Raw genomic sequence first — 26,859 nt, forward strand, 5'->3', positions numbered from 1 at the left:
AAATCCCTATAATTGCCGCGTTTGACGCTCCGGCGTCGTCCTTCCTTAACATCCAGGTTAATCAGGTCGCTAAATTTATGACTGATAAGTCTCATCAGTGCGTCATCATAGGCATCGCCGGCGCATCGGCTTCAGGTAAGAGTCTAATTGCCAGTACGCTTTATCGCGAATTGCGTGAACAAGTCGGTGATGAGCACATCGGCGTCATTCCCGAAGACAGCTATTACAAAGACCAATCCCATCTTTCGATGGAAGAGCGCGTCAAAACCAACTACGACCACCCCAGTGCGATGGATCACAGCTTGTTGTTCCAGCATCTTCAGTCGCTTAAAAACGGTACAGCCATTGAACTGCCGGTCTACAGCTACGTAGAGCACACCCGCACGCAGGAAACGGTTCACATTGAACCCAAAAAAGTCATTATCCTTGAAGGCATTCTGCTGCTGACGGATGCGCGTCTGCGTGAATCGATGAATTTCTCCATTTTCGTCGATACGCCGCTGGATATCTGTCTGATGCGCCGCATCAAGCGCGACGTTAACGAACGCGGTCGTTCCATGGACTCCGTCATGGCGCAATACCAGAAAACCGTGCGTCCAATGTTCCTGCAATTTATCGAGCCATCTAAGCAATACGCCGATATTATCGTGCCTCGTGGCGGTAAAAACCGTATTGCTATTGATATCTTAAAAGCGAAAATCAGCCAGTTTTTTGAATAAGCCGCGCGAATTGTGTACCGTTCAGAGATAACCTGGTTTTGCCCTGTGACCCTAAGGTTGCGGGGCACGATGCACGAAAGGAGAAAGTGCCATGCGTCTTTGTGACCGCGATATAGAAGCCTGGCTGGATGAAGGCCGCCTGTCTATCACCCCGCGTCCGCCGGTAGAGCGCATTAACGGTGTCACCGTTGACGTGCGCCTGGGGAATAAATTCCGCACCTTCAGCGGCCACACGGCACCGTTTATCGATCTCAGCGGGCCGAAAGATGAAGTCAGCGCCGCGCTCGATCGCGTGATGAGTGACGAAATCGTCCTTGATGAGGGCGAGGCGTTTTATCTGCATCCCGGTGAGCTGGCGCTGGCAGTGACCTTTGAGTCGGTGACGCTGCCTGCCGATCTGGTGGGCTGGCTGGATGGCCGCTCTTCGCTGGCGCGCCTGGGCCTGATGGTTCACGTTACCGCCCATCGTATCGATCCCGGCTGGTCTGGCCGCATCGTACTGGAGTTCTTCAACGCCGGTAAATTGCCTCTGGCGCTGCGCCCGGGCATGATGATTGGCGCGTTGAGCTTTGAGCCGTTGACGGGCCCGGCAGATCGTCCTTACAACCGCCGTCAGGACGCGAAATATCGCGACCAGCAGGGTGCGGTTGCCAGTCGTATTGATAAAGACTGATTGTTCGTTCACTGAGGATGCCATGAGAAGAGTTCTGACAACGCTGATGATTTTGCTGGTGGTACTGGTGGCTGGCCTTTCTGCGTTGGTGCTGCTGGTTAACCCCAATGATTTCCGTGCTTATATGGTGCGGCAGGTCGAAGCACGCAGCGGGTATGAACTGAAGCTGGACGGGCCGCTGCGCTGGCACGTCTGGCCGCAACTCAGCATTCTCTCGGGGCGTATGTCGTTAACCGCGCCAGGGGCGTCTCAGCCGCTGGTGTCGGCAGACAATATGCGCCTTGATGTGGCTTTGATCCCGCTCTTCTCGCATCAGCTTCAGGTTGACCAGGTGATGCTGAAAGGGGCGGTGATCCAGCTGACTCCCCAAACTGAGGCAGTGCGCAAAGCGGATGCCCCGGTCGCACCACGCGAAAATACCTTACCGGATGAGCCGTCTGATACCGGCTGGTCGTTCGATATTGGTAACCTGAAAGTGGCCGACAGCGTGCTGGTCTTCCAGCATGAAGGTGACGAGCAGGTCACCGTGCGCAACATCAACCTCAAGATGGAGCAGGACGCCAACCATATCGCCACCGTGGAGTTCTCCGGGCGGGTCAACCGCGATCAGCGCGACTTGAACCTCTCCATGAACGCTAACGTGAACGCGTCGGACTATCCCCATCGTCTGACGGCGGATGTCCAGCAGCTGAACTGGCAGCTGACGGGTGCAGACCTGCCGACAGCAGGGATTACCGGTCAGGGTACGCTGCAGGCCGTGTGGCATGAAGAAAACAAGCAGCTGGAGCTAAACGCGCTCAACCTGCAGGCCAACGACAGTACCCTGAAAGGGCAGGCGAGCGTCTCGCTTGCTGAAAAACCGAAATGGGTTTTTGACCTGCAGTTCGACAAGCTGAACCTGGAAAACCTGCTGCCACCGCAGCCGAACGCTGCGGCTGACGGCGATGTCGCGCAGACAGGGCAAAGCCAGGCCGCGAAACCGCGTCCGGTGATCTCCTCAAATCTCGATCAGCCCAATTACAACGGTCTGCGCGGATTTACCGCCGATATACTGCTGAAAGCCAACAGCGTACGCTGGCGCGGTATTGATTTCACCGATGTCAGCAGCCAGATGTTCAACCATAATGGCCTGCTGGTGATCTCTGAACTCAGCGGCAAGATGGGGGCGGGGAACATGTCGCTGCCGGGTACGCTGGACGTGCGCAAAGACGTGGCCAGCGCCGAATTCCAGCCACGCCTTGAAAACATTGAGATCGGGGCGATCCTCAAAGCCTTCAACTATCCGATTGACCTCACGGGGCAGCTGACGCTGGCGGGGGATTTCTCCGGCACGAAGATTGACGCGGAGGCATTTCGCCGCGACTGGCAGGGTCAGGCGCACGTTGAGCTGAAAGACACCCGAATGGAAGGCCTCAACTTCCAGCAGCTGGTGCAACAGGCGGTAGAGCGCAGCAGCAATGTCAAAGCGCAAGAAAACTACGATAGCGCAACGCGTCTCGATAACTTTACCAGTGAGCTGACCCTGGATAACGGAAAGCTGTCCCTGGACGAGATGCAGGGAACATCTTCTCTGCTGTCGTTGACGGGGGAGGGCAAGCTGGATTTAGTGAAAGAGACGGCGGATACGCGGTTTAACGTTCGTGTGCTTTCCGGATGGGAAGGCGAAGGCGAGCTTATCGATTTCCTGAAAGAGACGCCGATCCCGCTGAACGTTTACGGTAAATGGCAGGCGCTGAATTACAGCCTGCAGGTCGATCAGATCTTGCGTAAGCATCTGCAGGACGAAGCAAAACGTCGGCTGAATAGCTGGGCGGACCGCAATAAAGATTCCCAAACCGGCAAGGACGTGAAGAAGCTGTTAGATAAGCTTTGATGTCGGTGGTGCCGGGTGGCGGCTACGCCTTACCCGGCCTACAAAAACCAGACACCGTAGGCCGGGTAAGCGAAGCGCCACCCGGCTTTTTTACACCTCAAAATCCATTTCTTCCTCATCCCGCAGTGGAATGAGCTGCACTTTCTGCACGCGATGGTTTTCAATTTGCAGCGTTTTCAGCAGATAGTCGCCTACCTGAACCTCTTCCCCCGGCTGCGGGATACGCTGTAAATACTCCATCAGCAGACCCGCAATGGTGTGATACTCACGCTTCTCATCCAGCGGCAGCGGCACAAACTGCACCAGGTCTTCCAGCGGCATATGGCCGTTAGCCGTCCACGTACCGTCTGCGTTTTTCTGAATGTCATGACGTGCATCTATTTCATCCACCTCATTCGGCAGATTACCGGCGATGGTTTCCATAACGTCGCTGAGCGTCACCAGCCCTTCCACAGAACCAAACTCATCAACGACAAACGCGAAGTGGGTCCGCGCGTTACGGAACTGCTCAAGTGCAGAGAGCAACGGCAGTCCTTCCGGGAACACCAGCGGCTGGCGTACCAGCACGCGCAGATTAAGCGGCTCGCCGTGCAGCTGCTGCTGTAGCAGGTCAATGACGTGCACCACGCCCAGCAGCTCCTCTTCCTCTTCACCGCCCGTCACCACGACCCGGGTGTGCTGGTTTTTATCCAGCAAGGCGCGGATTTGCTCTTCCGGCGCCGTCAAATCGATATGCTCGATATCATGACGCGAGGTCATGATGCTGCTGACGGAGCGCTGGTTCAGGTTGAGCACCCGCTCAATCATCCGTCGTTCCTGCGGATCGAAGATCTGCCCGTCGCTGTGATCGGCCAGCATCGCAGAGGATTCGGCATCCAGCTCGGCATCCTCTTTTCGTCCGCTCAGCAGGCGCATTACCGTATCGGCGGTGCGCTGGCGCAGCGTCTGATTTGCAGAGAGAAAGCGGCGACGGTTAAAGATTGCCAGCTGATTTAGCGATTCGATCATGACCGAGAAGCCAATCGCCGCGTACAGATAGCCTTTAGGAATGTGGAAACCAAATCCGTCGGCGACCAGGCTGAAACCAATCATCAGCAGGAAGCTCAGACACAGGATCACGATGGTCGGGTGGCTGTTCACAAACCGCGTGAGCGCTTTACTTGCCATTACCATCAGCGTGATGGCGATGATCACGGCGGCCATCATCACCGCGAGGTGATCGACCATGCCCACGGCGGTGATGACGGAGTCCAGGGAGAAAACCGCGTCGAGCACCACAATCTGTGCCACCACCGGCCAGAATTTCGCCCCGCGCCGCTGCGTGGGGCTATCGCTGTCTTTGCCTTCGAGCCGCTCATTGAGTTCAACCGTGGCTTTGAAAAGAAGGAACAACCCGCCAAAGAGCATGATCAGGTCACGCGCGCTGAAGCTCAGGCCGTAGAGCGTAAACAGCGGTGTGGTGAGGGTAACCAGCCAGGAGATTGAGGCCAGCAGCAGCAAACGCATCACCATCGCCAGCAGCAAACCCGTAACGCGCGCACGGTCGCGCTGCGCAGGGGGCAGCTTTTCGGCGAGGATGGCGATAAAGACCAGATTATCAATACCGAGCACTAATTCGATGACGACCAGCGTTACCAGCCCGGCCCAGATTGATGGATCGGCAATCCATTCCATAGTAATAGCAATACCTTCAGTTACATGAGCAATGTCACACTTCGATCATGGATAAAGCTGACCGAAATTGCAATGCCAGGCTGAGATTTCTCTTAATAGAAGAGGGGATAAAACGAATGAAAAAATGAGCCGTGTAAATAAGGTAATGGAGAAGATTTAATTACACTGGGTCACATTTAGGATATATCGCAATAAATGGTTTTAATGCATATTTTGTCAATATAAAGAAAATCCTAAAACCTCAAAACTTTGCTCTTAATATTAATCTTAAAAACAGATATTAGGAGGGTTGTCTCCTTGCCTGCTATTAGGTTAGCTGCAACAATTCTCCCAGCATCAAATGTTAAATTTCTTTGTTGCTATTTTTGTTTCGTTCTTATGGTGTGGCAATTCATTGCCAACGGGCTATTTAACGTGGCTGAAATATTTCCATAAGACCTTGTTTAAGAGGGTGTCTATCCATAACACATTGTTTAGTCAGTGGATTGGTAACTGAAAGCCAAGGGCGGTAGCGTGCCTGAAAGCGTGTGAATCAGCCTCGATTATTCTGTCAATAGCCAATGGATGAATAAGCTTTTTTTAGGACTGATGCCAGTTATATTTCTAATTGCTTAACTGCATTCTGAATGCCAAAACGACCCGAGCTTATTTAAATTGCACAGGATAATTACTCTGCCAAAGTGATAAATAATCAATGATGAAATCCAAAATGAAATTGATGCCATTATTGGTGTCTGTGACCTTGATGAGTGGTTGCACGGTCTTTCCCGGCAGCAATATGTCAACTATGGGCAAGGATGTGATCAAACAGCAGGACGCCGATTTTGACCTCGACAAAATGGTGAATGTTTATCCATTGACCCCACGTCTGGTGGAACAATTACGTCCGCGCCCCAATGTTGCCCAGCCGAATATGTCGCTGGACCAGGAAATCGCCTCTTACCAGTACCGCGTAGGACCGGGTGACGTGATCAACGTGACCGTATGGGACCACCCGGAACTGACGACCCCAGCGGGCCAGTACCGCAGCTCAAGCGACACCGGTAACTGGGTTCAGTCTGATGGCACGATGTTCTATCCGTACATAGGCAAAGTGCATGTGGTTGGCAAGACGCTGGCCGAGATTCGTAGTGATATTACCGGCCGCTTAGCGCAGTACATCGCTGACCCGCAGGTGGACGTTAATATCGCCGCCTTCCGCTCGCAGAAAGCCTATATCTCCGGCCAGGTGAACAAATCCGGCCAGCAGGCCATCACTAACGTCCCGCTGACGGTTCTGGATGCCATCAACGCCGCAGGCGGCTTAACCGACGGCGCCGACTGGCGCAACGTTGTTCTGACCCACGAAGGCAAAGAGCAGCGCATTTCGCTGCAGGCGCTGATGCAGAATGGCGACCTGACGCAGAACCGATTGCTCTATCCGGGTGACATTCTGTATGTGCCACGCAACGACGATCTGAAAGTGTTCGTGATGGGTGAAGTGAAGAAACAGAGCACCCTCAAGATGGACTTCAGCGGTATGACCCTGACCGAAGCGCTGGGCAACGCGGAAGGCATCGACCTGACCTCGTCGAATGCCAGCGGTATCTTCGTTATCCGTCCGCTGAAAGGCGAGGGCACGAAAGGCAAGATTGCCAACATCTACCAGCTGGATATGTCTGACGCGACGTCGCTGGTGATGGCAACGGAGTTCCGCCTCCAGCCATACGATGTGGTCTACGTTACCACCGCGCCGGTTGCTCGCTGGAACCGCCTGATCAACCAGTTGCTGCCAACCATCAGTGGCGTTCGCTACATGACGGATACGGCGCGCGACATTCATACCTGGTAATCCGCGATGTTTAACAAAATTCTGGTGGTATGCGTGGGGAACATTTGCCGTTCCCCCACGGCTGAGCGGCTGCTGAAGCAGTACGAGCCAGCGTTAACGGTGGAGTCCGCAGGGCTTGGCGCGCTGGTTGGCAAAGGGGCCGACGAGCGAGCGACGAGCGTTGCGCAGGCTCATAACCTCTCCCTTGACGGGCATGTTGCCCGTCAGGTCTCAGGCCGGATGTGCCGGGAATATGACCTGATCCTCACGATGGAAAGACGCCACATTCACGCGCTGTGCGAGATCGCACCGGAGATGCGCGGCAAGGTGATGCTGTTTGGTCACTGGGATGGCGAGCGTGAAATCCCCGATCCGTATCGCAAGAGCCGTGAGGCATTTGAGGCGGTATACACCTTACTTGACCAGTCTGCCCGTCAGTGGGCGCAGGCACTGAAAGCTCAGCAGGGATAACAATGACAGAAAAAACAAAACCTTCTGCCGCCCCGACTTCGGGCAGTGATGAAATCGATATTGGTCGCCTGGTCGGCACCGTTGTTGAAGCGAAGTGGTGGGTGATAGGGATCACCGCCGTGTTTGCCGTGGCGGCTATCGTTTATACGCTGTTCGCGACGCCTATCTACAGCGCTGACGCGCTGGTGCAAATTGAACAGAACACCGGTAACTCGCTGGTACAGGATATTGGCTCTGCGCTGGCGAACAAACCGCCCGCATCTGACGCTGAAATTCAGCTGATCCAGTCGCGTCTGGTACTGGGCAAAACGGTGCACGACCTCGGGCTTGATATCTCCGTCACCAAAAACACCTTCCCGATATTCGGGGCGGGCTGGGATCGCCTGATGGGGCGCAGCAATGACACTGTCAAAGTGACGGACTTCGTGCTGCCAAAAGGGGCGGGCGATCAGACCTTTACCCTGACGGTGCTGGGTCCGAAGCAGTACCAGCTGACCAGCGATGCGGGCCTTAGTGCGCGCGGTGAAGTGGGACAGATGTTGACCAAAGACGGCGTCAGCATGATGGTGAGTGCAATCCACGCCCAGGAAGGCGGTGAGTTTACCGTCACCAAATTCTCCACGCTGGGGATGATCAATAACCTGCAAAACAACCTCACCGTCACCGAAAATGGGAAGGACACCGGCGTCCTGAGCATGACTTTCACCGGTGAAGATAAGGACAAAATCCGCGATATCCTGAACAGCATTACCCGCAACTACCTTGAGCAGAACGTCGAGCGTAAATCTGCGGAAGCTGCAAAAAGCCTGGCCTTCCTCGCCAAACAGCTGCCGGAAGTGCGCTCCCGTCTGGATGCCGCAGAGAACAAGCTGAATGCCTATCGTCAGGACAAAGACTCCGTTGACCTGCCGCTGGAAGCGAAATCCGTTCTTGATTCGATGGTGAACATTGATGCGCAGCTCAATGAACTGACCTTCAAAGAGGCGGAAATCTCCAAGCTCTACACCAAACGCCACCCGGCCTACCGCACGCTTCTGGAAAAACGCCAGACGCTGGAAGAAGAGAAGGCCAAGCTGAACAATCGCGTGACCGCAATGCCGAAGACGCAGCAGGAAATTGTGCGTCTGACCCGCGATGTGGAATCCGGTCAGCAGGTCTATATGCAATTGCTGAACAAACAGCAGGAGCTGAAGATCACCGAAGCCAGTACGGTGGGTGATGTGCGTATCGTCGACCCTGCCATCACCCAGCCCGGCGTGCTGAAGCCGAAGAAAGCGCTGATTATTCTCGGCAGCATTATTCTCGGTCTGATGCTCTCCATCGTGGGTGTGCTGCTGCGCTCGCTGTTCAACCGCGGTATCGAAAGTCCGCAGGTGCTGGAAGAGCACGGCATCAACGTGTACGCCAGCATCCCGCTTTCCGAATGGCAAAAATCGCGTGACAGCGTCAAAACCATCAAAGGGGTTAAGCGTTACAAACAGAGCCAGCTGCTGGCCGTGGGTAACCCGACTGACCTGGCGATTGAAGCAGTGCGCAGCCTGCGCACCAGCCTTCACTTCGCCATGATGCAGGCGAAAAACAACGTCCTGATGATGACCGGCGTTAGCCCGTCAATCGGTAAAACCTTCGTCTGTGCCAACCTGGCGGCGGTGGTAAGCCAGACCAACAAGCGCGTGCTGCTGATCGACTGCGATATGCGTAAGGGCTACACCCACGAGCTGCTGGGCACCAACAACGTTAACGGCCTGTCGGAAATCCTGCTCGGCAAAGGGGAGATTAGCGAGAGCGCGAAGCCGACCTCTATCCCGAAATTTGACCTGATCCCGCGTGGTCAGGTGCCGCCGAACCCGTCCGAGCTGCTGATGAGCGAACGCTTCACCGAGCTGGTGGAGTGGGCGAGTAAGCATTACGACCTGGTGCTGATCGATACGCCGCCAATTCTGGCCGTGACCGATGCCGCCGTGGTGGGCCGTCATGCAGGCACCACGCTGATGGTGGCGCGCTACGCGGTGAACACGCTGAAGGAAGTCGAGACCAGCCTGAGCCGCTTCGAGCAGAACGGTATTGAGGTGAAAGGGGTGATCCTGAACTCCATCTTCCGCCGCGCGACCGGATACCAGGATTACGGGTATTACGAGTACGAATATAAATCTGACAGTAAATAACAAAACACACCCCATACCCCTCACCCTAACCCTCTCCCCAAAGGGGAGAGGGGACTGTTCGGTGCTGGATTTGGGGGACGAACGTAATGATAACCACTGGCTGCCTTTCACCCTCTCCCCTTTGGGGAGAGGGCCGGGGTGAGGGGAAAAGATGACCACACAACGCCCTTTAGTTTCAATCTATATGCCGACATGGAATCGTCAGCAGCTGGCGATCCGCGCAATCAAATCCGTCCTGCGACAGGATTACGATAACTGGGAGCTGATCATCGTCGATGACTGCTCTTCCTCGTATGAACAGCTGCAAAAGTTTGTGACTGACCTCAACGACCCGCGGGTGGTCTATACGCATAACGCCATTAACTCCGGCGCATGTGCGGTGCGTAATCAGGCGATTATGCAGGCGAAAGGGCAGTATCTGACCGGGATTGACGACGATGACGAATGGACGCCAAACCGTCTGTCCATCTTCCTCTCTCACAAAGCGCAGCTGGGGACGCACGCGTTCCTGTATGCCAACGACTACGTTTGCCAGGGTGAAGTGTACTCGCAGCCGGCCAGCCTGCCGCTGTACCCGAAATCACCGTACTCCCGCCGCCTGTTCTACAAGCGCAACATTATCGGTAATCAGGTCTTCACCTGGGCATGGCGCTTCAAAGAGTGCCTGTTCGATACCGAACTGAAGGCCGCGCAGGATTACGACATCTTCCTGCGAATGGTGGTGGAGTACGGCGAGCCGTGGAAAGTGGAAGAGGCCACGCAGATCCTGCACATCAACCACGGGGAGATGCAAATCACCTCGTCACCGAAGAAATTCTCGGGCTACTTCCACTTCTACCGCAAGCACAAGAACAAGTTTGACCGTGCCAGCCGGAAGTATCAGCTCTTTACCCTGTATCAGATCCGCAACAAGCGCATGAACTGGCGCACGCTGCTGACGCTGCTTTCCGTGCGTAACGGCAAGCGTCTGGCCGACGGGCTTCGGGGGAAATAATGTTTCTGGAAGATTGCCGCGCTAACAGCTGGAGCCTGCGCCCGTGCTGCATGGTTCTGGCGTACCGCATCGCGCACTTTTGCTCGGTGTGGCGTAAGAAAAACGTTTTAAACAATATCTGGGCGGCACCCGTGCTGGTGCTGTACCGCATCATTACCGAATGCTTTTTTGGCTATGAAATTCAGGCCGCTGCCACCATTGGCCGACGCTTCACCATCCACCACGGGTATGCCGTGGTGATCAATAAGTTCGTCGTGGCGGGGGATGATTTCACTATTCGCCACGCGGTCACCATTGGCAACCGTGGGCCAGAAAGCCTGGCCTGTCCGGTGATTGGCAATAACGTCGAGCTGGGCGCCAACGTGGTGATCATCGGTGACATCACTATCGGCAACAACGTCACGATTGGCGCAGGTAGCGTGGTGCTGGACAGCATTCCGGATAACGCGCTGGTGGTGGGAGAGAAAGCCCGCGTGAAGGTGATTAAATGAACATTCTGCAATTTAACGTACGCCTCGCAGAAGGCGGGGCGGCTGGCGTGGCGCTGGATCTGCACCAGCGCGCGCTGCAAAAAGGATTACAGTCGCGTTTTGTTTACGGCTACGGCAAAGGCGGCAAAAAAAGCGTTAGCCATGATAACTATCCTCAGGTGCTGAAGCAGACCCCGCGTCTGACCTCCATTGCCAACATTGCGCTGTTCCGCCTGTTTAACCGCGATCTGTTTGGCAACCTGAACAACCTTTACCGCACCGTGACGCGCACGACCGGTCCGGTTGTGCTGCATTTTCACGTTTTGCACAGCTACTGGCTGAATCTGGAAGAGGTGGTGGCGTTTTGTGAGAAGGTGAAAGCGCACAAGCCGGACACCCGATTCGTCTGGACGCTGCACGATCACTGGAGCGTGACCGGACGCTGCGCCTTTACCGACGGCTGCGAAGGCTGGAAAGATAACTGCCAGAAATGCCCGACGCTGAGCAATTACCCGCCGGTGAAGGTGGATCGCGCGCATCAGCTGGTTGAGGGCAAGCGTCAGCTGTTCCGCGATATGCTCTCGCTCGGCTGCACCTTTATTTCCCCAAGCCAGCACGTGGCGGATGCCTTCAACAGCCTGTACGGGGCAGGGCGCTGCAAGATCATCAACAACGGCATCGACGTGGCAACGGAAGAGATCCTAGCGGAACTGACGCCCGTAGCCGAAACGCCGGGCAAACCGAAAATTGCCATTGTTGCGCATGACCTGCGCTACGACGGCAAAACCAACCAGCAGCTGGTGCGCGACATCATGGCGTTCGGCGACAAAGTTGAACTGCACACCTTCGGTAAGTTTTCCCCGTTTGAAGGGGCGAACGTGGTGAACCACGGATTTGAAACCGACAAGCGCAAGCTGATGAGCGCCCTGAACGGGATGGATGCGCTGGTGTTCAGCTCCCGCGTGGACAACTATCCGCTGATCCTCTGCGAAGCGCTCTCTATTGGCGTGCCTGTCATTGCCACCCACAGCGACGCCGCGCGCGAAGTGCTGGAGAAATCCGGCGGAAAAACCTTCGCGGAGCAGGAGGTGCTGCCGCTGGTGCAGCTGCCGAAGGCCGCGATTGCGCAGGCCGTTTTTGGCACTGACCTGGAATCGTTCCGCAACCGCAGCCGCAAGGCCTACAGTGGACAACAGATGCTGGAGGAGTATGTCTCGTTCTATCAGAATCTGTAGTTATCTGCTGCTGCCGCTGATCTACCTGCTGGTCAACGTCAAGATTGCCCAGCTGGGGGAGAGCTTCCCGATTACCATCGTCACCTTCTTGCCCGTTCTGCTGTTACTCTACGTTGAGAAAATCAGTCTCAAGAAGCTGATGATAGCGTTAGGGCTCGGGGTGGGTCTGACCGCGTTTAACTACATCTTTGGTCAGTCGCTGGATGCCAGCAAATACGTCACCTCAACCATGCTGTTTGTTTATATCGTTATCATTATTGGCATGGTGTGGAGTATTCGCTTTAAAACTATTTCCCCGCACAATTATAAGAAAATCCTTAGGTTCTTTTATATTGTCGTTGGGGTCATTGTTATGCTTGCCGCGATGGAAATGGCGCAAATTATTTTGACCGGCGGCAGCAGCCTGATGGAGATAATTTCGAAATATCTCATATACAGTAACAGCTATGTACTGAACTTCATTAAGTTTGGTGGTAAGCGTACTACTGCGCTCTATTTTGAACCGGCGTTTTTCGCTCTGGCGTTAATCTCAATTTGGCTCAGCATCAAACAGTTTGGTATCAAAACCCCCAAAACCGATGCTATGATTCTTGCAGGAATTGTTCTGTCTGGATCGTTCTCAGGGGTAATGACATTTATCCTGTTTTACCTCCTGGAGTGGGCATTCCAGTACCTGAACAAAGATGCGATTAAGAAAAAACTGCCGCTGGCGATTATCTCCCTGACGGTATTTATGGTTGGCGTGATATTTGCCTTCCCGTACATCTCAGAACGTCTGGGAGATTTGGGAACGGAAGGGTCTTCGTCCTATTATCGCATCATCGGGCCACTGGTGATGGTGGGTTATTCCTTAACCCATATTGATGGGGTAGTAAGATTCGGCTCACTTTACGAATATGTTGCATCATTCGGAATCTTTAACGGTGCGGATGTCGGTAAAACCATAGACAATGGTCTGTATCTGTTAATTATTTATTTTTCGTGGTTCGCCGTACTGTTGACGATCTGGTATCTGTTTAAAGTTTTTAAAATGATGATTAACGCGTTTGGTGATAACCAAAACTTTCGCGTGCAGCTTTATCTTTTTACGCCAGTGTCGTTGTTCTTTACGGGGTCAATATTTAGCCCGGAATATGCTTTCTTGATTGTCTGCCCGTTTATTTTGCGCAAAGCGCTCAATATTACGCGCGTATGACGAAATGAGGTGATTTATGTTTCTTAGCGTCATTACTGTCGCCTTTCGTAACTACGAAGGGGTGGTAAAAACCTGGCGCTCGCTGCGCAACCTGGCGCGCGATCCGAGCCTCACCTTTGAGTGGATCGTGGTTGATGGCGGTTCGAACGACGGTACGGCTGAGTTTCTTGAAAAACTCAACGGTGAGTTCAACTTACGTTACATCAGCGAGAAAGATAAAGGCATTTACGACGCGATGAATAAAGGCATCGCGATGGCGCAGGGGCGTTACGCCATCTTCCTGAATTCTGGCGATGTGTTCCATGACGACGTGGCCCTGTTTGCCCGTCAGCTCGCCCGCCAGAAAGAGGACGCCTTGTATATTGGCGATGCTCTGCTCGATTTTGGTGACGGAAATAAAGTGCTGCGCAGCGCCAAGCCGGGCTGGTATATCTACCACAGCCTGCCGGCCAGCCATCAGGCCATTTTCTTCCCGGTCGAGGGTCTGAAAAAACAGCCTTACGATTTGCAGTATAAAGTGTCTTCAGATTATGCACTGACTGCCAGCTTGTACAAATCAGGTTATCCATTCCGTCGTATTAAAGGGCTGGTATCTGAATTTTCCATGGGCGGTGTGTCAACCTCAAATAATCTGGAATTGTGCCAGGATGCAAAAAACGTGCAGCGTAAAATATTACGCGTGCCGGGGTTCTGGGCGGAATTGTCTTATTTTTTACGCCTGAAAACGACAGGTAAAGCGAAAGCCTTATATAACAAAGCCTGAAATATAAGGAAGCCTAATGCAGGAACTTAACGGATTCTCCGTGCCGAAAGGCTTTCGGGGCGGGAACGGTATTAAGGTGCAGTTGTGGTGGGCGGTTCAGGCGACATTATTTGCCTGGTCTCCGCAAATACTGTACCGCTGGCGAGCCTTTTTATTGCGTCTCTTTGGCGCAAAAATCGGAAAAAACGTAGTGATTCGCCCCTCGGTGAAAATTACCTATCCCTGGAAATTAACGCTTGGGGATTACGCCTGGGTAGGGGATGACGCGGTGTTATATACCCTGGGCGAGATTACGATTGGCGCAAATTCGGTGGTGTCGCAGAAGTGTTATTTGTGCACCGGCAGCCATGATTTTATGAGTCAGCATTTTGATATTACCGCTTCGCCAATTGTGATTGGTGAAAAATGCTGGCTGGCAACAGATGTCTTTGTTGCACCTGGTGTTTCTGTTGGCGATGGCACGGTAGTCGGTGCCCGCAGCAGCGTTTTTAAATCGCTTCCGGCAAATACAATTTGCCGTGGCAACCCCGCAGTGGTGATACGCGAACGCGTTGAAACTGAAAAACTTTGATAAGTACAGAGGAATATAAACATGTCTAAAGTCGCTCTCATCACCGGCGTTACCGGACAAGATGGTTCTTACCTGGCAGAACTGCTGCTGGAAAAAGGGTATGAAGTACACGGTATTAAACGTCGTGCCTCATCGTTCAACACCGAGCGTGTTGACCATATCTACCAGGATCCTCACTCCGCGAACCCGAAATTCCATCTGCATTACGGCGATCTGACCGACTCCTCAAACCTGACCCGCATCCTGCAGGAAGTGCAGCCGGATGAAGTGTACAACCTGGGCGCGATGAGCCACGTTGCGGTCTCCTTCGAATCCCCGGAATACACCGCCGACGTTGACGCCATGGGCACCCTGCGTCTGCTGGAAGCCATTCGCTTCCTGGGCCTCGAGAAGAAAACCCGTTTCTACCAGGCGTCCACCTCCGAGCTGTACGGCCTGGTGCAGGAAATTCCACAGAAAGAGACCACGCCGTTCTACCCGCGCTCTCCGTATGCGGTCGCTAAACTGTACGCCTACTGGATCACCGTAAACTACCGTGAATCCTATGGCATGTACGCCTGTAACGGCATTCTGTTCAACCACGAATCCCCGCGTCGCGGCGAAACCTTCGTGACCCGTAAAATCACCCGCGCGATCGCCAACATCGCTCAGGGTCTGGAATCTTGCCTGCACCTCGGCAATATGGACTCCCTGCGTGACTGGGGCCATGCGAAAGACTACGTGAAAATGCAGTGGATGATGCTGCAGCAGGACAAACCCGAAGACTTCGTGATCGCGACCGGCGTGCAGTATTCCGTGCGTCAGTTCGTTGAAATGGCTGCCGCGCAGCTGGGCATCAAACTGCGCTTCGAAGGTACCGGCGTGGAAGAGAAGGGCATTGTGGTTTCCGTAACGGGTCACGACGCACCGGGCGTGAAGCCGGGCGACGTTATCGTTCAGGTTGACCCACGCTACTTCCGTCCTGCTGAAGTGGAAACCCTGCTGGGCGACCCAACCAAAGCGCACGAAACCCTGGGCTGGAAACCAGAGACCACTCTGCAGGAGATGGTTTCCGAGATGGTGGCCAAAGATCTTGAAGCAGCGAAAAAACACTCCCTGCTCAAGTCTCATGGCTACGAGGTTGCCATCGCGCTGGAGTCCTGAGAATGACAAAACAACGTATTTTTGTCGCCGGTCATCGCGGAATGGTGGGTTCCGCGATTGTTCGCCAGCTGGAACAGCGCGGTGACGCAGAGGTGATTGTCCGCACGCGCGACGAGCTGAATCTGCTCGATAGCCGTGCGGTGCAGGATTTCTTTGCCAACGAACGTATTGACCAGGTGTATCTGGCGGCGGCGAAAGTGGGCGGCATTGTTGCCAACAACACCTACCCGGCAGATTTCATCTACGAAAACATGATGATTGAGAGCAACATCATTCACGCGGCGCACCTGCACAACGTGAATAAGCTGCTGTTCCTCGGTTCATCCTGTATTTACCCGAAAATGGCGAAGCAGCCGATCGCCGAAAGCGAGCTGCTGCAGGGCACGCTGGAAGCGACCAACGAGCCGTACGCGATTGCCAAAATTGCAGGGATCAAGCTGTGTGAGTCCTACAACCGTCAGTACAACCGCGACTATCGTTCGGTGATGCCGACCAACCTGTACGGACCGCACGACAACTTCCACCCGAGCAATTCGCACGTGATCCCGGCGCTGCTGCGCCGCTTCCACGAGGCGACCGCCGAGAACGCGCCGGACGTGGTGGTGTGGGGGAGCGGTACGCCAATGCGTGAGTTCCTGCACGTGGACGACATGGCTGCGGCCAGCATTCACGTCATGGAGCTGGATCGCGAAGTGTGGCAGGAGAACACCGAGCCGATGCTGTCGCACATCAACGTCGGTACCGGCGTTGACTGCACCATCCGCGAGCTGGCGCAGACTATCGCGCAGGTGGTGGGCTACAAAGGCCGCGTGGTGTTTGACGCCACCAAACCGGACGGCACGCCGCGCAAACTGCTGGACGTGACCCGCCTGCATCAGCTGGGCTGGTATCACGAGGTGTCACTGGAGCAGGGGCTGGCCAGCACCTACCAGTGGTTCCTGGAAAACCAGCACCGCTTCCGGGGGTAATGATGTTTTTAAGTCAGGAAGATTTTGCCACGGTGGTGCGTTCTACTCCGCTGATCTCAATCGATTTGATCGTGGAGAACGAACGCGGCGAGTTCTTGCTGGGGAAACGAACCAATCGTCCTGCACAGGGCTTTTGGTTCGTGCCCGGCGGGCGCGTGCAGAAGGATGAGACGCTGACCGATGCGTTTGAGCGTCTCACTCTGGCGGAGCTGGGCCTGCAGCTGCCGATGGCGGCAGGCCAGTTTTACGGGGTCTGGCAGCACTTCTATGACGATAACTTTTCAGGCACCGGGTTCTCCACGCACTACATCGTGCTGGGGTTCCGCCTGAAGGTGAGTGAGGCAGATCTGCATCTGCCTGATTCTCAGCATGACGACTACCGCTGGCAGACGCCAGAGGCGCTGCTGGCGAGCGATAACGTTCACGATAACAGTCGAGCGTACTTCCTCGCAGAACGTCAGTCCGGGGTGCCGGGTTTATGAAGATCCTTGTGTATGGCATTAACTATTCGCCGGAATTAACCGGCATCGGGAAATACACCGGCGAGATGGTCGAGTGGATGGCGAGCCAGGGACATGACGTGCGGGTCATTACCGCGCCGCCGTACTACCCGGAGTGGAAGGTGGGCGAGCGCTACTCAAGCTGGCGCTATCGCCGCGAAGAGGGCGCAGCGACCGTGTGGCGCTGCCCGCTCTACGTGCCAAAACAGCCTTCGACGCTGAAACGTTTAATTCATCTGGGCAGCTTTGCCCTGAGCAGTTTTTTCCCGCTGATGGCGCAGCGTCGCTGGAAGCCGGATCGCATTATCGGTGTGGTGCCGACGCTGTTTTGCACACCGGGCATGCGCCTGCTGGGCAAACTTTCCGGCGCGCGCACCCTGCTGCACATTCAGGATTATGAAGTGGACGCCATGCTCGGCCTGGGAATGGCGGGCAAGGGCAAGGGCGGCAAGGTGGCGAAGCTCGCCAGCGCCTTTGAGCGCAGCGGGCTGCACAACGTGGATTACGTCTCGACCATCTCGCGCTCGATGATGAACAAGGCGCAGGAGAAGGGCGTCCCGGCGGAGAGAGTCATTTTCTTCCCGAACTGGTCCGAAGTGGCGCGTTTCCGCGACGTGACAGAGCAAGACGCTCATGCGCTCCGCGCGCAGCTCGGATTGCCTGAAGATCAAAAAATCATTCTTTACTCGGGCAACATCGGCGAAAAGCAGGGGCTGGAGAGCGTCATTGAAGCGGCGCAGCAGCTTAGCGAACATCCGTGGACGTTTGTGATTGTCGGGCAGGGCGGTGGAAAAGCGCGGCTGGAAAAAATGGCCCTCGAACGCGGCCTGACCAACGTGAAATTTTTCCCGCTTCAGTCTTACGAGGCGCTGCCTGCCCTGCTGAAGATGGGCGACTGCCATCTGGTCGTGCAAAAGCGCGGCGCGGCGGACGCGGTGCTGCCGTCCAAACTGACCAACATTCTGGCGGTGGGCGGCAACGCGGTGATTACGGCAGAAGCCGAAACAGAATTAGGCCAGCTGTGTAACAGCTATACCGGCATTGCCGTTTGCGTGGAGCCAGAATCCGTTCCCGCGCTGGTAGCCGGTATTGAGCAGGCACTCGCCATGCCAAAAGAGAACACGGTGGCACGTGAATATGCCGAACGCACGCTCGAAAAAGAGAACGTGCTGAGCCAATTTATTGCAAATATACGGGGATAAATCATGAGTCAAACCACGTTGTATCCGGTTGTGATGGCAGGTGGCTCTGGTAGCCGGTTGTGGCCGCTGTCCCGCGTGCTCTATCCAAAACAGTTCCTCTGCCTGAAAGGGGACCTCACCATGCTGCAAACGACGGTCAACCGTCTGCACGGCGTGGAGTGTGAAAGTCCGGTCGTTATTTGTAACGAACAGCACCGTTTTATCGTTGCCGAGCAGCTGCGCCAGCTGAACAAACTCACAGAAAACATCATTCTGGAGCCTGCCGGTCGTAACACTGCCCCTGCTATCGCCCTGGCGGCGCTGGCGGCAAAACGCAGCAGCCCGAACTGCGACCCGCTGATGCTGGTACTGGCGGCTGACCACGTCATTCAGCAGGAAGAGGCGTTTCGCGACGCGGTCCGTGCGGCCATTCCTTACGCGGAAAGCGGCAAGCTGGTGACCTTCGGCATCGTGCCGGACCTGCCGGAAACCGGCTATGGCTACATCCGTCGCGGCAGCGTAACGCCGGGCGAAGGCGACAGCGTGGCGTTTGACGTGGCGCAGTTCGTCGAAAAACCGAATCTGGAAACCGCGCAGGCCTACGTGGCCAGCGGGGAATATTACTGGAACAGCGGCATGTTCCTGTTCCGCGCCGGACGCTACCTGGAAGAGCTGGAAAAATACCGTCCGGACATCCTGAGCGCCTGCGAGAAAGCGATGGCGGTGGTCGATCCTGACCTCGACTTTATTCGTGTGGATGAGCAATCTTTCCTCGCCTGCCCGGAGGAGTCCATTGACTACGCGGTCATGGAGCGCACGGCGGATGCCGTCGTGGTTCCGATGGACGCGGGCTGGAGCGATGTGGGGTCCTGGTCATCCCTGTGGGAGATCAGCGCGCATACCCCGGAGGGTAACGTCCATCACGGTGATGTGATTAGCCACAAAACGGAAAACAGCTACGTTTATGCCGAATCCGGCCTGGTGACCACGGTTGGGGTGAAGGACCTGGTGGTCGTGCAGACCAAAGATGCGGTGCTGATTGCCGACCGTAACGCCGTGCAGGACGTTAAAAAAGTGGTTGAACAAATCAAGGCCGATGGTCGTCACGAGCACCACATTCACCGCGAAGTCTACCGCCCGTGGGGCAAGTATGACTCCATCGACTCCGGCGACCGCTACCAGGTGAAGCGTATTACCGTGAAGCCGGGTGAAGGGCTGTCCGTACAGATGCACCACCATCGCGCCGAGCACTGGGTGGTGGTTGCGGGAACCGCAAAAGTCACCATCGACGGCGAAATCAAACTGCTGGGCGAAAACGAATCCATCTACATTCCGCTGGGGGCCACGCATTGTCTGGAGAACCCGGGGAAAATTCCGCTCGACTTAATTGAAGTGCGCTCCGGTTCGTATCTGGAGGAGGACGATATCGTTCGCTTCCAGGATCGTTACGGACGGGTGTAGCGCCTCTGCTTCCTGCCCGGTGGCGCTGCGCTAACCGGGCCTACGAATGAAAAAAAAGAATTTGGCCATTAATTGGTCAGGGCCAACTGTTGCCTGAAAAAGGGGTCATCATGGAAAAGTTAACCTGTTTTAAAGCCTACGATATTCGCGGCAAGCTGGGCGAAGAGCTGAATGAAGACATTGCGTGGCGCATTGGCCGCGCGTACGGCGAATATTTAAAGCCGCAAACTATCGTGCTGGGCGGCGACGTGCGCCTGACCAGCGAGTCCCTGAAGCTGGCCCTGGCGAAAGGGCTGCAGGATGCGGGCGTGGACGTGCTGGATATCGGCCTTTCCGGTACAGAAGAGATCTATTTTGCCACCTTCTACCTGGGCGTGGACGGCGGTATTGAAGTGACCGCCAGCCACAACCCGATGGACTACAACGGCATGAAGCTGGTGCGCAAGGGCGCGCGTCCGATCAGTGGCGATACCGGCCTGCGCGACGTGCAGCGTCTGGCCGAAGCCAACGACTTCCCGCCGGTGAATGACGCGAAGCGCGGCAGCTACAAGCAGATCAATTTGCAAAAAGAGTACATCGACCACCTGCTGGGCTACATCAACGTGGCAAACCTGAAGCCGCTGAAGCTGGTCATCAACTCCGGTAACGGCGCGGCCGGTCCGGTGGTGGATGCCCTGGAGGCCCGCTTTAAGGCGCTGAACGTGCCGGTCACCTTCATCAAAGTGCATAACACCCCGGACGGCAACTTCCCGAACGGTATTCCTAACCCGCTGTTGCCGGAGTGCCGCGACGACACCCGTAACGCGGTGATTGAGCACGGTGCCGATATGGGGATCGCCTTTGACGGTGACTTCGACCGCTGCTTCCTGTTCGACGAAAAAGGGCAGTTCATCGAGGGCTACTACATCGTCGGCCTGCTGGCGGAAGCCTTCCTCGAGAAAAACCCTGGGGCGAAGATCATTCACGATCCGCGCCTCTCCTGGAACACCGTCGATGTGGTCTCCGCGGCGGGCGGTACGCCGGTGATGTCCAAAACTGGGCACGCCTTTATCAAAGAGCGCATGCGTGAAGAAGACGCCATTTACGGCGGCGAGATGAGCGCTCACCACTACTTCCGTGATTTTGCCTACTGCGACAGCGGGATGATCCCGTGGCTGCTGGTGACCGAGCTGCTGTGCCTGAAAGGGCAGACCCTGGGCGAGCTGGTGCGCGACCGCATGGCGGCGTTCCCGGCGAGCGGGGAGATCAACAGCAAGCTGGCGCAGCCTGCCGACGCGATTGCCCGCGTGGAACAGCACTTTGCCATCCACGCGCTGGAAATTGACCGTACCGACGGCATCAGCATGGCGTTCCCGCAGTGGCGCTTCAACCTGCGCTCGTCCAATACCGAGCCGGTGGTGCGCCTGAACGTGGAATCCCGTGCCGACACGGCGCTGATGGAAGCACGAACGAAGGACATTCTGGCGCTGTTGAATCAGTAACAATTGCCCCTCACCCCAGCCCTCTCCCCACAGGGGAGAGGGTGTTCAAGTTCCCTCTCCCCTGTGGGGAGAGGGGTAGGGTGAGGGGTAAGGTTTTGAACTAAAGGAACAACGATGACGAATCTAAAAAAACGCGAACGAGCGAGAACGAATGCATCGTTAATCTCTATGGTGCAGCGTTTTTCTGATATCACCATCATGGTCGGCGGATTGTGGGCGGTGTGTCGGATTAGCGGGCAACCGTTCTTATATATGCATCTGCTGATGGCATTGATTGCGCTGGTCGTGTTTCAAATGATCGGCGGGATGACCGATTTTTACCGCTCGTGGCGTGGGGTGAAAATCACCACCGAGCTGATGTTGTTGCTGCAAAACTGGACCTTAAGCCTGATTTTCAGCGCCGGGCTGGTGGCATTCAGCCATGATTTTGATAACCGCCTCGTGACCTATCTCTGCTGGTACCTGTTGACCAGCGTGGGCATGGTGGTCTGCCGTTCGCTGATCCGCTTCGGTGCGGGCTGGCTGCGCAATCGGGGTTACAACAGACGCTATGTGGCCGTAGCAGGGGATTTGCCCGTCGGCCAGGTGCTGCTCGACAGCTTCCGCAAAGAGCCGTGGTTAGGTTTTGAAGTGGTGGGGATCTACCACGACGCGAAGCCGGGCGGCGTCCCGTCTGAGTGGGCTGGCAACTACGAGCAGCTTATTGACGACGCGAAAGCAGGGAAGATCCACAACGTCTATATCGCCATGCAGATGAAAGACGAATCCCGCATTAAGAAACTGATGCGCGAGCTGGCGGATACCACCTGCTCGGTGATCCTGATCCCGGATGTCTTTACCTTCAACATCCTCCATTCCCGCATTGAAGAAGTGAACGGCGTACCGGTTGTGCCGCTGTACGATACGCCGCTGTCCGGCATTAACCGCGTGCTCAAGCGCGTGGAAGATATTGTTCTCTCTTCGCTGATCCTGCTGCTGATTTCGCCTGTGCTGTGCTGCATTGCGCTGGCAGTGAAAATCAGTTCACCCGGGCCGATTATTTTCCGCCAGACACGCTACGGCATGGACGGCAAGCCGATCATGGTGTGGAAATTCCGCTCCATGAAGGTGATGGAAAACGACAAGGTGGTGACCCAGGCGACGCAAAACGATCCGCGCGTGACCCGCGTGGGGAACTTCCTGCGCCGGACCTCGCTGGACGAGCTGCCGCAGTTCATTAACGTCTTCACCGGCGGCATGTCGATTGTTGGCCCGCGTCCTCACGCGGTAGCCCATAACGAGCAGTACCGTTCACTGATTGAAGGCTACATGCTGCGCCACAAGGTGAAGCCAGGCATCACCGGCTGGGCGCAGATCAACGGCTGGCGCGGCGAGACCGACACGCTGGAAAAAATGGAAAAACGCATTGAGTTCGATCTGGAGTACATCCGTGAGTGGAGCCTCTGGTTCGATATCAAGATTGTTTTTCTGACCATCTTCAAAGGTTTCGTGAACAAAGCGGCGTACTAAGATGAGCTTACGTGAAAAAACCATCAGCGGCGCCAAGTGGTCGGCTATGGCCACCATCGTCATCATCGGCCTTGGGCTGGTGCAGATGACGGTGCTGGCGCGCATCATCGATAACCACCAGTTCGGCCTGCTGACCGTCTCGCTGGTGATTATCGCGCTGGCCGATACGCTGTCTGACTTCGGTATCGCCAACTCGATTATCCAGCGCAAAGAGATCAGCCATCTGGAGCTGACCACGCTCTACTGGCTGAACGTTGGGCTAGGGATCTTCGTGTTCGTACTGGTGTTCCTGCTGAGCGACACCATCGCCCGCGTGCTGCACAACCCGGATCTGGCTCCGCTGATGCGCACGCTGTCGTTTGCTTTTGTGGTGATCCCACACGGGCAGCAGTTCCGCGCGCTGATGCAAAAAGAGCTGGAGTTCAACAAGATCGGCATGATCGAGACCAGCGCCGTGCTGGCGGGCTTTACCTTCACCGTGGTGAGCGCCCATTTCTGGCCGCTGGCGATGACCGCCATCCTCGGATACCTGGTTAACTCTGCCGTGCGTACGCTGCTGTTCGGCTACTTTGGCCGCAAGATTTATCGTCCGGGGCTGCATTTCTCTCTCGCTTCCGTCTCGTCCAACCTGCGCTTTGGCGCGTGGCTGACGGCGGACAGCATTATCAACTACGTCAATACCAACCTCTCGACGCTGGTGCTGGCGCGCATTCTGGGCGCGAGCGTGGCGGGGGGCTACAACCTGGCCTACAACGTCGCGGTCGTACCGCCGATGAAGCTGAACCCGATTATCACCCGCGTGCTGTTCCCGGCGTTTGCCAAGATTCAGGACGACACCGAAAAGCTGCGCGTTAACTTCTACAAGCTGCTTTCCGTAGTGGGGATTATTAACTTCCCGGTGCTGCTGGGGCTGATGGTGGTCTCCAGCAACTTCGTGCCGCTGGTGTTTGGTGAGAAGTGGAACGGCATCATCCCGATCCTGCAGCTGCTGTGCGTGGTAGGGCTGCTGCGCTCCGTGGGGAATCCGATTGGTTCCCTGCTGATGGCAAAAGCGCGTGTGGACATCAGCTTTAAGTTCAACGTATTCAAAACCTTCCTGTTTATTCCGGCAATTATCGTGGGTGGACACATGGCGGGCGCTATCGGCGTTACGCTCGGGTTCCTGCTGGTGCAAATTATCAACACCGTGCTGAGCTACTTCGTGATGATCAAGCCGGTGCTGGGCTCCAGCTACCGTCAGTACATCCTGAGCCTGTGGCTGCCGTTTTATCTCTCCTTACCCACGCTTGCGGTCAGCTATGGCCTGGGCGTGGTGCTCAGCGGTCATCTGCCGCTGGCGGCGCTGCTGGCGGTTCAGGTCGCCGCGGGCGCGCTGGCGTTCGGCGTGATGATTGTGCTGTCGCGCAACGCGCTGGTGGTGGAGATGAAGCGCCAGTTTTGCCGTAACGAAAAAATGAAAACGCTGCTTCGCGCAGGCTAATTTTAAGAGGCCATTATGAAATTACTTATTCTTGGCAACCATACCTGCGGCAACCGTGGCGACAGCGCCATCCTGCGCGGTTTATTGGATGCAATTAACACCCTTGAGCCTGAGACAGAAGTGGATGTGATGAGCCGTTATCCGGTCAGCTCATCCTGGTTACTGAACCGCCCGGTAATGGGCGACCCGCTCTACAGCCAGATGAAACAGCACAACAACGCCGCGGGCGTGATGGGGCGCGTGAAGAAAGTCCTGCGCCGTCGCTACCAGCATCAGGTGCTGCTTTCCCGCGTGACCGATACCGGCAAGCTGCGCAATATCGCCATTGCCCAGGGCTTTACGGATTTTGTCCGTCTGCTCTCCGGCTATGACGCCATTATTCAGGTCGGCGGTTCGTTCTTCGTCGATCTTTACGGTGTGCCGCAGTTTGAGCATGCGCTCTGCACCTTTATGGCGAAAAAGCCGCTGTTTATGATCGGCCACAGCGTCGGGCCATTCCAGGATCCGCAGTTTAACCAGCTGGCGAACTACGTGTTTGGTCATTGCGACGCGCTGATCCTGCGCGAGTCCGTGAGCCTGGACCTGATGAAGCGTAGCGAGATCGACACGTCAAAAGTTGAGCACGGCGTGGACACCGCCTGGCTGGTGGATCACCAGGTCGACAATTTCCAGCCGAGCTACGCGGTACAGCACTGGCTCGACGTAGCGGCGAAACAGAAAACCGTCGCCATCACCCTGCGCGAGCTCGCGCCATTTGATAAACGTCTTGGCACCACGCAGGCGGCGTATGAGAAAGCCTTCGCCGACGTGGTGAACCGCGTGCTGGACAGCGGATACCAGGTGCTGGCGCTCTCCACCTGTACCGGTATCGACAGCTACAACAAAGATGACCGCATGGTGGCACTTAACCTGAGTCACCTGGTGAACGATCCTTCGCGCTACCACGTGGTGATGGACGAGCTGAATGACCTGGAGATGGGCAAACTGCTCTCCGCCTGCGACCTCACCGTTGGCACGCGCCTGCACTCGGCCATTATCTCCATGAACTTCGGCACGCCAGCGATTGCCATTAACTACGAGCACAAATCAGCGGGCATTATGCAGCAGCTTGGCATGCCGGAAATGGCGGTCGATATTCGTCATCTTCTCGACGGTTCGCTGGGTGCTATGGTCGGCGACACGCTGGGACAGCTGCCTGCGATTAACGAACGCCTGGCCGTGGCGGTGAAAGCCGAGCGCGAAAAAGGGATCGGCATGGTGAAATCGGTGCTCGACCGCGTCGGGGAGGAGAAATGAAGGTTGGTTTCTTCTTACTGAAATTTCCGCTGTCGTCTGAGACCTTTGTACTGAACCAAATCACCGCGTTTATCGATATGGGATATGACGTGGAGATTATCGCCCTGCAAAAGGGGGATACGCAAAACACCCATGCGGCGTACACCCAGTATGGGCTGGAAGCCAAAACCCGCTGGCTGCAGGATGAGCCAGGTGGGCGGCTGAACAAACTGCGCTACCGCGCCAGCCAGACGCTGCGCGGGCTGCACCGTCCCTCGACGTGGCGAGCGCTGAACGTGTCACGCTACGGGGCGGAATCCCGCAATCTGATCCTCTCCGCCATTTGCGGGCAAACGGCGCAGCCGTATCGTGCGGATGTGTTTATCGCCCACTTCGGCCCGGCGGGCGTGACCGCCGCGAAGCTCCGCGAGCTGGGGGTCATTGACGGCAAAATCGCGACCATTTTCCACGGTATCGATATCTCCAGCCGGGAAGTGCTGAACCACTATACCCCGGAGTATCAGCAGCTTTTCCGCCGCGGTGACATGATGCTGCCCATCAGCGAACTGTGGGCCGGTCGGCTGAAAAAGATGGGCTGCCCGAGCGAAAAAATCACCGTTTCGCGGATGGGCGTCGATATGGAGCGCTTCACCCAGCGCCCGGTGAAGGTGCCGGGGAAACCGCTGCAGATTATCTCGGTCGCGCGTTTAACCGAGAAGAAAGGGCTGCACGTCGCGATTGAAGCCTGTCGTCAGCTAAAAGCGCGTGGGGTGGATTTCCACTATCGCATTTTAGGTATCGGCCCCTGGGAGCGCCGACTGCGCACGCTGATTGAACAGTACCAGCTGGAAGGCTGCGTGGAGATGCCGGGCTTCAAGCCAAGCCATGAGGTGAAGGCGATGCTCGACGAGGCGGACGTTTTCCTGCTGCCCTCCGTGACCGGTGCGGACGGTGATATGGAAGGTATTCCGGTCGCGCTGATGGAGGCCATGGCCGTGGGGATTCCTGTCGTGTCGACGCTGCACAGCGGGATCCCGGAACTGATCAGATCGGAGTATTCCGGCTGGCTGGTGCCTGAAAATAATGCTTTCGCCCTGGCCGATCGCTTAGCGGCCTTCAGCGACATCGACCAGCAGGAGCTGGTACCGGTGCTGCAAAATGCCCGACAAAAAGTCGAAACAGAATTTAATCAGCAGGTGATTAATCGCCAGTTAGCGAGCCTGCTGCAAACGCTGTAACGCCGAGGTT

At 55.9% G+C, this 26,859-nt stretch carries 23 protein-coding genes; 22 read left to right on the plus strand and 1 reads right to left on the minus strand.

Annotated features, from left to right (window positions below):
* The first annotated feature begins 77 nt into the window (after positions 1 to 77).
* From udk to asmA, 3 genes are all read left to right on the plus strand, one after another.
* Positions 78 to 719 carry a uridine kinase gene (gene udk / locus AC2T6E_RS08795; protein ID WP_010431898.1) on the plus strand — a complete coding sequence of 214 codons (642 nt, stop codon included), beginning with the start codon at positions 78 to 80 and terminating at the stop codon, positions 717 to 719.
* A 91-nt stretch (positions 720 to 810) separates the two neighbouring features.
* Entirely contained in the window at positions 811 to 1,392 is a 582-nt protein-coding gene (dcd, locus tag AC2T6E_RS08800; protein ID WP_006176323.1) for a dCTP deaminase, read from the plus strand.
* A 22-nt stretch (positions 1,393 to 1,414) separates the two neighbouring features.
* Entirely contained in the window at positions 1,415 to 3,265 is a 1,851-nt protein-coding gene (asmA, locus tag AC2T6E_RS08805) for an outer membrane assembly protein AsmA (protein ID WP_148400028.1), read from the plus strand.
* Between the two features lie 90 nt (positions 3,266 to 3,355).
* On the opposite strand, the gene AC2T6E_RS08810 is transcribed toward asmA, so the two are convergent.
* Positions 3,356 to 4,939: a TerC family protein gene (locus tag AC2T6E_RS08810; RefSeq protein WP_120157864.1), complete on the minus strand. Its 1,584-nt coding sequence runs from the start codon at positions 4,937 to 4,939 to the stop codon at positions 3,356 to 3,358.
* Between the two features lie 694 nt (positions 4,940 to 5,633).
* Here AC2T6E_RS08810 and AC2T6E_RS08815 point away from each other — a divergent pair.
* From AC2T6E_RS08815 to wcaL, 19 genes are all read left to right on the plus strand, one after another.
* Complete coding sequence (locus AC2T6E_RS08815; RefSeq protein ID WP_063144532.1) at positions 5,634 to 6,770, plus strand: polysaccharide export protein; 1,137 nt, start codon at positions 5,634 to 5,636, stop codon at positions 6,768 to 6,770.
* A 6-nt stretch (positions 6,771 to 6,776) separates the two neighbouring features.
* Positions 6,777 to 7,220, plus strand: coding sequence for a low molecular weight protein-tyrosine-phosphatase Wzb (gene wzb / locus AC2T6E_RS08820; RefSeq protein WP_010431923.1), 444 nt, complete (start codon positions 6,777 to 6,779; stop codon positions 7,218 to 7,220).
* A 2-nt stretch (positions 7,221 to 7,222) separates the two neighbouring features.
* On the plus strand, positions 7,223 to 9,385 hold the full coding sequence (gene wzc, locus AC2T6E_RS08825) for a tyrosine-protein kinase Wzc (protein WP_089598067.1): 2,163 nt from the start codon (positions 7,223 to 7,225) through the stop codon (positions 9,383 to 9,385).
* A 151-nt stretch (positions 9,386 to 9,536) separates the two neighbouring features.
* Positions 9,537 to 10,379 carry a colanic acid biosynthesis glycosyltransferase WcaA gene (wcaA, locus tag AC2T6E_RS08830; RefSeq protein ID WP_089598068.1) on the plus strand — a complete coding sequence of 281 codons (843 nt, stop codon included), beginning with the start codon at positions 9,537 to 9,539 and terminating at the stop codon, positions 10,377 to 10,379.
* Positions 10,379 to 10,870, plus strand: coding sequence for a colanic acid biosynthesis acetyltransferase WcaB (gene wcaB, locus AC2T6E_RS08835; RefSeq protein WP_042715911.1), 492 nt, complete (start codon positions 10,379 to 10,381; stop codon positions 10,868 to 10,870). Before wcaA ends, wcaB begins: the two co-directional genes overlap by 1 nt.
* A complete protein-coding gene (wcaC, locus tag AC2T6E_RS08840; protein WP_486691399.1) occupies positions 10,867 to 12,084 on the plus strand; it encodes a colanic acid biosynthesis glycosyltransferase WcaC in 1,218 nt (405 codons plus the stop codon). The genes wcaB and wcaC overlap by 4 nt, the downstream gene beginning before the upstream one ends.
* Positions 12,059 to 13,279 (plus strand): colanic acid polymerase WcaD, encoded by a 1,221-nt coding sequence (wcaD, locus tag AC2T6E_RS08845; RefSeq protein ID WP_089598070.1) that lies wholly within the window; start codon positions 12,059 to 12,061, stop codon positions 13,277 to 13,279. The genes wcaC and wcaD overlap by 26 nt, the downstream gene beginning before the upstream one ends.
* Positions 13,280 to 13,295: 16 nt before the next feature.
* The gene (wcaE, locus tag AC2T6E_RS08850; RefSeq protein ID WP_089598071.1) at positions 13,296 to 14,042 is read left to right on the plus strand and encodes a colanic acid biosynthesis glycosyltransferase WcaE; all 747 of its coding nucleotides are present in this window, start codon (positions 13,296 to 13,298) and stop codon (positions 14,040 to 14,042) included.
* Positions 14,043 to 14,058: 16 nt separating this feature from the next.
* Positions 14,059 to 14,613, plus strand: a complete 555-nt coding sequence (gene wcaF / locus AC2T6E_RS08855) for a colanic acid biosynthesis acetyltransferase WcaF (RefSeq protein ID WP_010431937.1) — start codon at positions 14,059 to 14,061, stop codon at positions 14,611 to 14,613.
* 21 nt (positions 14,614 to 14,634) lie between these two features.
* Entirely contained in the window at positions 14,635 to 15,756 is a 1,122-nt protein-coding gene (gene gmd, locus AC2T6E_RS08860; RefSeq protein WP_010431938.1) for a GDP-mannose 4,6-dehydratase, read from the plus strand.
* Positions 15,757 to 15,758: 2 nt separating this feature from the next.
* Positions 15,759 to 16,724, plus strand: a complete 966-nt coding sequence (fcl, locus tag AC2T6E_RS08865) for a GDP-L-fucose synthase (RefSeq protein ID WP_212473540.1) — start codon at positions 15,759 to 15,761, stop codon at positions 16,722 to 16,724.
* Positions 16,725 to 16,726: 2 nt separating this feature from the next.
* The gene (locus AC2T6E_RS08870; RefSeq protein WP_100166191.1) at positions 16,727 to 17,206 is read left to right on the plus strand and encodes a GDP-mannose mannosyl hydrolase; all 480 of its coding nucleotides are present in this window, start codon (positions 16,727 to 16,729) and stop codon (positions 17,204 to 17,206) included.
* Positions 17,203 to 18,426 carry a colanic acid biosynthesis fucosyltransferase WcaI gene (gene wcaI, locus AC2T6E_RS08875; protein WP_486691402.1) on the plus strand — a complete coding sequence of 408 codons (1,224 nt, stop codon included), beginning with the start codon at positions 17,203 to 17,205 and terminating at the stop codon, positions 18,424 to 18,426. The genes AC2T6E_RS08870 and wcaI overlap by 4 nt, the downstream gene beginning before the upstream one ends.
* A 3-nt stretch (positions 18,427 to 18,429) precedes the next feature.
* Entirely contained in the window at positions 18,430 to 19,866 is a 1,437-nt protein-coding gene (cpsB, locus tag AC2T6E_RS08880) for a mannose-1-phosphate guanyltransferase (protein ID WP_089598073.1), read from the plus strand.
* A 110-nt stretch (positions 19,867 to 19,976) separates the two neighbouring features.
* The gene (cpsG, locus tag AC2T6E_RS08885; protein ID WP_212473542.1) at positions 19,977 to 21,347 is read left to right on the plus strand and encodes a phosphomannomutase/phosphoglucomutase; all 1,371 of its coding nucleotides are present in this window, start codon (positions 19,977 to 19,979) and stop codon (positions 21,345 to 21,347) included.
* 114 nt (positions 21,348 to 21,461) lie between these two features.
* Positions 21,462 to 22,856: an undecaprenyl-phosphate glucose phosphotransferase gene (wcaJ, locus tag AC2T6E_RS08890; protein ID WP_108418179.1), complete on the plus strand. Its 1,395-nt coding sequence runs from the start codon at positions 21,462 to 21,464 to the stop codon at positions 22,854 to 22,856.
* A 1-nt stretch (position 22,857) separates the two neighbouring features.
* Positions 22,858 to 24,336, plus strand: a complete 1,479-nt coding sequence (gene wzxC, locus AC2T6E_RS08895; protein WP_010431957.1) for a colanic acid undecaprenyl disphosphate flippase WzxC — start codon at positions 22,858 to 22,860, stop codon at positions 24,334 to 24,336.
* A 15-nt stretch (positions 24,337 to 24,351) separates the two neighbouring features.
* Entirely contained in the window at positions 24,352 to 25,632 is a 1,281-nt protein-coding gene (gene wcaK / locus AC2T6E_RS08900) for a colanic acid biosynthesis pyruvyl transferase WcaK (protein ID WP_010431960.1), read from the plus strand.
* Complete coding sequence (gene wcaL, locus AC2T6E_RS08905) at positions 25,629 to 26,849, plus strand: colanic acid biosynthesis glycosyltransferase WcaL (protein WP_010431964.1); 1,221 nt, start codon at positions 25,629 to 25,631, stop codon at positions 26,847 to 26,849. The genes wcaK and wcaL overlap by 4 nt, the downstream gene beginning before the upstream one ends.
* Positions 26,850 to 26,859 lie beyond the last annotated feature (10 nt).

The organism is Enterobacter sp. B79-1 (genome assembly GCF_057444735.1).

Excerpts from the sequence above, each read along its gene's own strand:
- wzb (WP_010431923.1), top strand. The coding sequence starts at position 6,777 with ATGTTTAACAAAATTCTGGTGGTATGCGTGGGGAACATTTGCCGTTCC.
- cpsB (WP_089598073.1), top strand. The coding sequence starts at position 18,430 with ATGAGTCAAACCACGTTGTATCCGGTTGTGATGGCAGGTGGCTCTGGT.
- AC2T6E_RS08815 (WP_063144532.1), top strand. The coding sequence starts at position 5,634 with ATGATGAAATCCAAAATGAAATTGATGCCATTATTGGTGTCTGTGACC.
- wcaL (WP_010431964.1), top strand. The coding sequence starts at position 25,629 with ATGAAGGTTGGTTTCTTCTTACTGAAATTTCCGCTGTCGTCTGAGACC.
- AC2T6E_RS08810 (WP_120157864.1), bottom strand. The coding sequence starts at position 4,939 with ATGGAATGGATTGCCGATCCATCAATCTGGGCCGGGCTGGTAACGCTG.
- AC2T6E_RS08870 (WP_100166191.1), top strand. The coding sequence starts at position 16,727 with ATGTTTTTAAGTCAGGAAGATTTTGCCACGGTGGTGCGTTCTACTCCG.
- wcaB (WP_042715911.1), top strand. The coding sequence starts at position 10,379 with ATGTTTCTGGAAGATTGCCGCGCTAACAGCTGGAGCCTGCGCCCGTGC.
- wzc (WP_089598067.1), top strand. The coding sequence starts at position 7,223 with ATGACAGAAAAAACAAAACCTTCTGCCGCCCCGACTTCGGGCAGTGAT.
- fcl (WP_212473540.1), top strand. The coding sequence starts at position 15,759 with ATGACAAAACAACGTATTTTTGTCGCCGGTCATCGCGGAATGGTGGGT.
- wzxC (WP_010431957.1), top strand. The coding sequence starts at position 22,858 with ATGAGCTTACGTGAAAAAACCATCAGCGGCGCCAAGTGGTCGGCTATG.
- cpsG (WP_212473542.1), top strand. The coding sequence starts at position 19,977 with ATGGAAAAGTTAACCTGTTTTAAAGCCTACGATATTCGCGGCAAGCTG.
- asmA (WP_148400028.1), top strand. The coding sequence starts at position 1,415 with ATGAGAAGAGTTCTGACAACGCTGATGATTTTGCTGGTGGTACTGGTG.
- wcaA (WP_089598068.1), top strand. The coding sequence starts at position 9,537 with ATGACCACACAACGCCCTTTAGTTTCAATCTATATGCCGACATGGAAT.
- dcd (WP_006176323.1), top strand. The coding sequence starts at position 811 with ATGCGTCTTTGTGACCGCGATATAGAAGCCTGGCTGGATGAAGGCCGC.
- wcaF (WP_010431937.1), top strand. The coding sequence starts at position 14,059 with ATGCAGGAACTTAACGGATTCTCCGTGCCGAAAGGCTTTCGGGGCGGG.
- wcaJ (WP_108418179.1), top strand. The coding sequence starts at position 21,462 with ATGACGAATCTAAAAAAACGCGAACGAGCGAGAACGAATGCATCGTTA.
- gmd (WP_010431938.1), top strand. The coding sequence starts at position 14,635 with ATGTCTAAAGTCGCTCTCATCACCGGCGTTACCGGACAAGATGGTTCT.
- wcaE (WP_089598071.1), top strand. The coding sequence starts at position 13,296 with ATGTTTCTTAGCGTCATTACTGTCGCCTTTCGTAACTACGAAGGGGTG.
- wcaK (WP_010431960.1), top strand. The coding sequence starts at position 24,352 with ATGAAATTACTTATTCTTGGCAACCATACCTGCGGCAACCGTGGCGAC.
- wcaD (WP_089598070.1), top strand. The coding sequence starts at position 12,059 with ATGTCTCGTTCTATCAGAATCTGTAGTTATCTGCTGCTGCCGCTGATC.
- wcaC (WP_486691399.1), top strand. The coding sequence starts at position 10,867 with ATGAACATTCTGCAATTTAACGTACGCCTCGCAGAAGGCGGGGCGGCT.
- udk (WP_010431898.1), top strand. The coding sequence starts at position 78 with ATGACTGATAAGTCTCATCAGTGCGTCATCATAGGCATCGCCGGCGCA.
- wcaI (WP_486691402.1), top strand. The coding sequence starts at position 17,203 with ATGAAGATCCTTGTGTATGGCATTAACTATTCGCCGGAATTAACCGGC.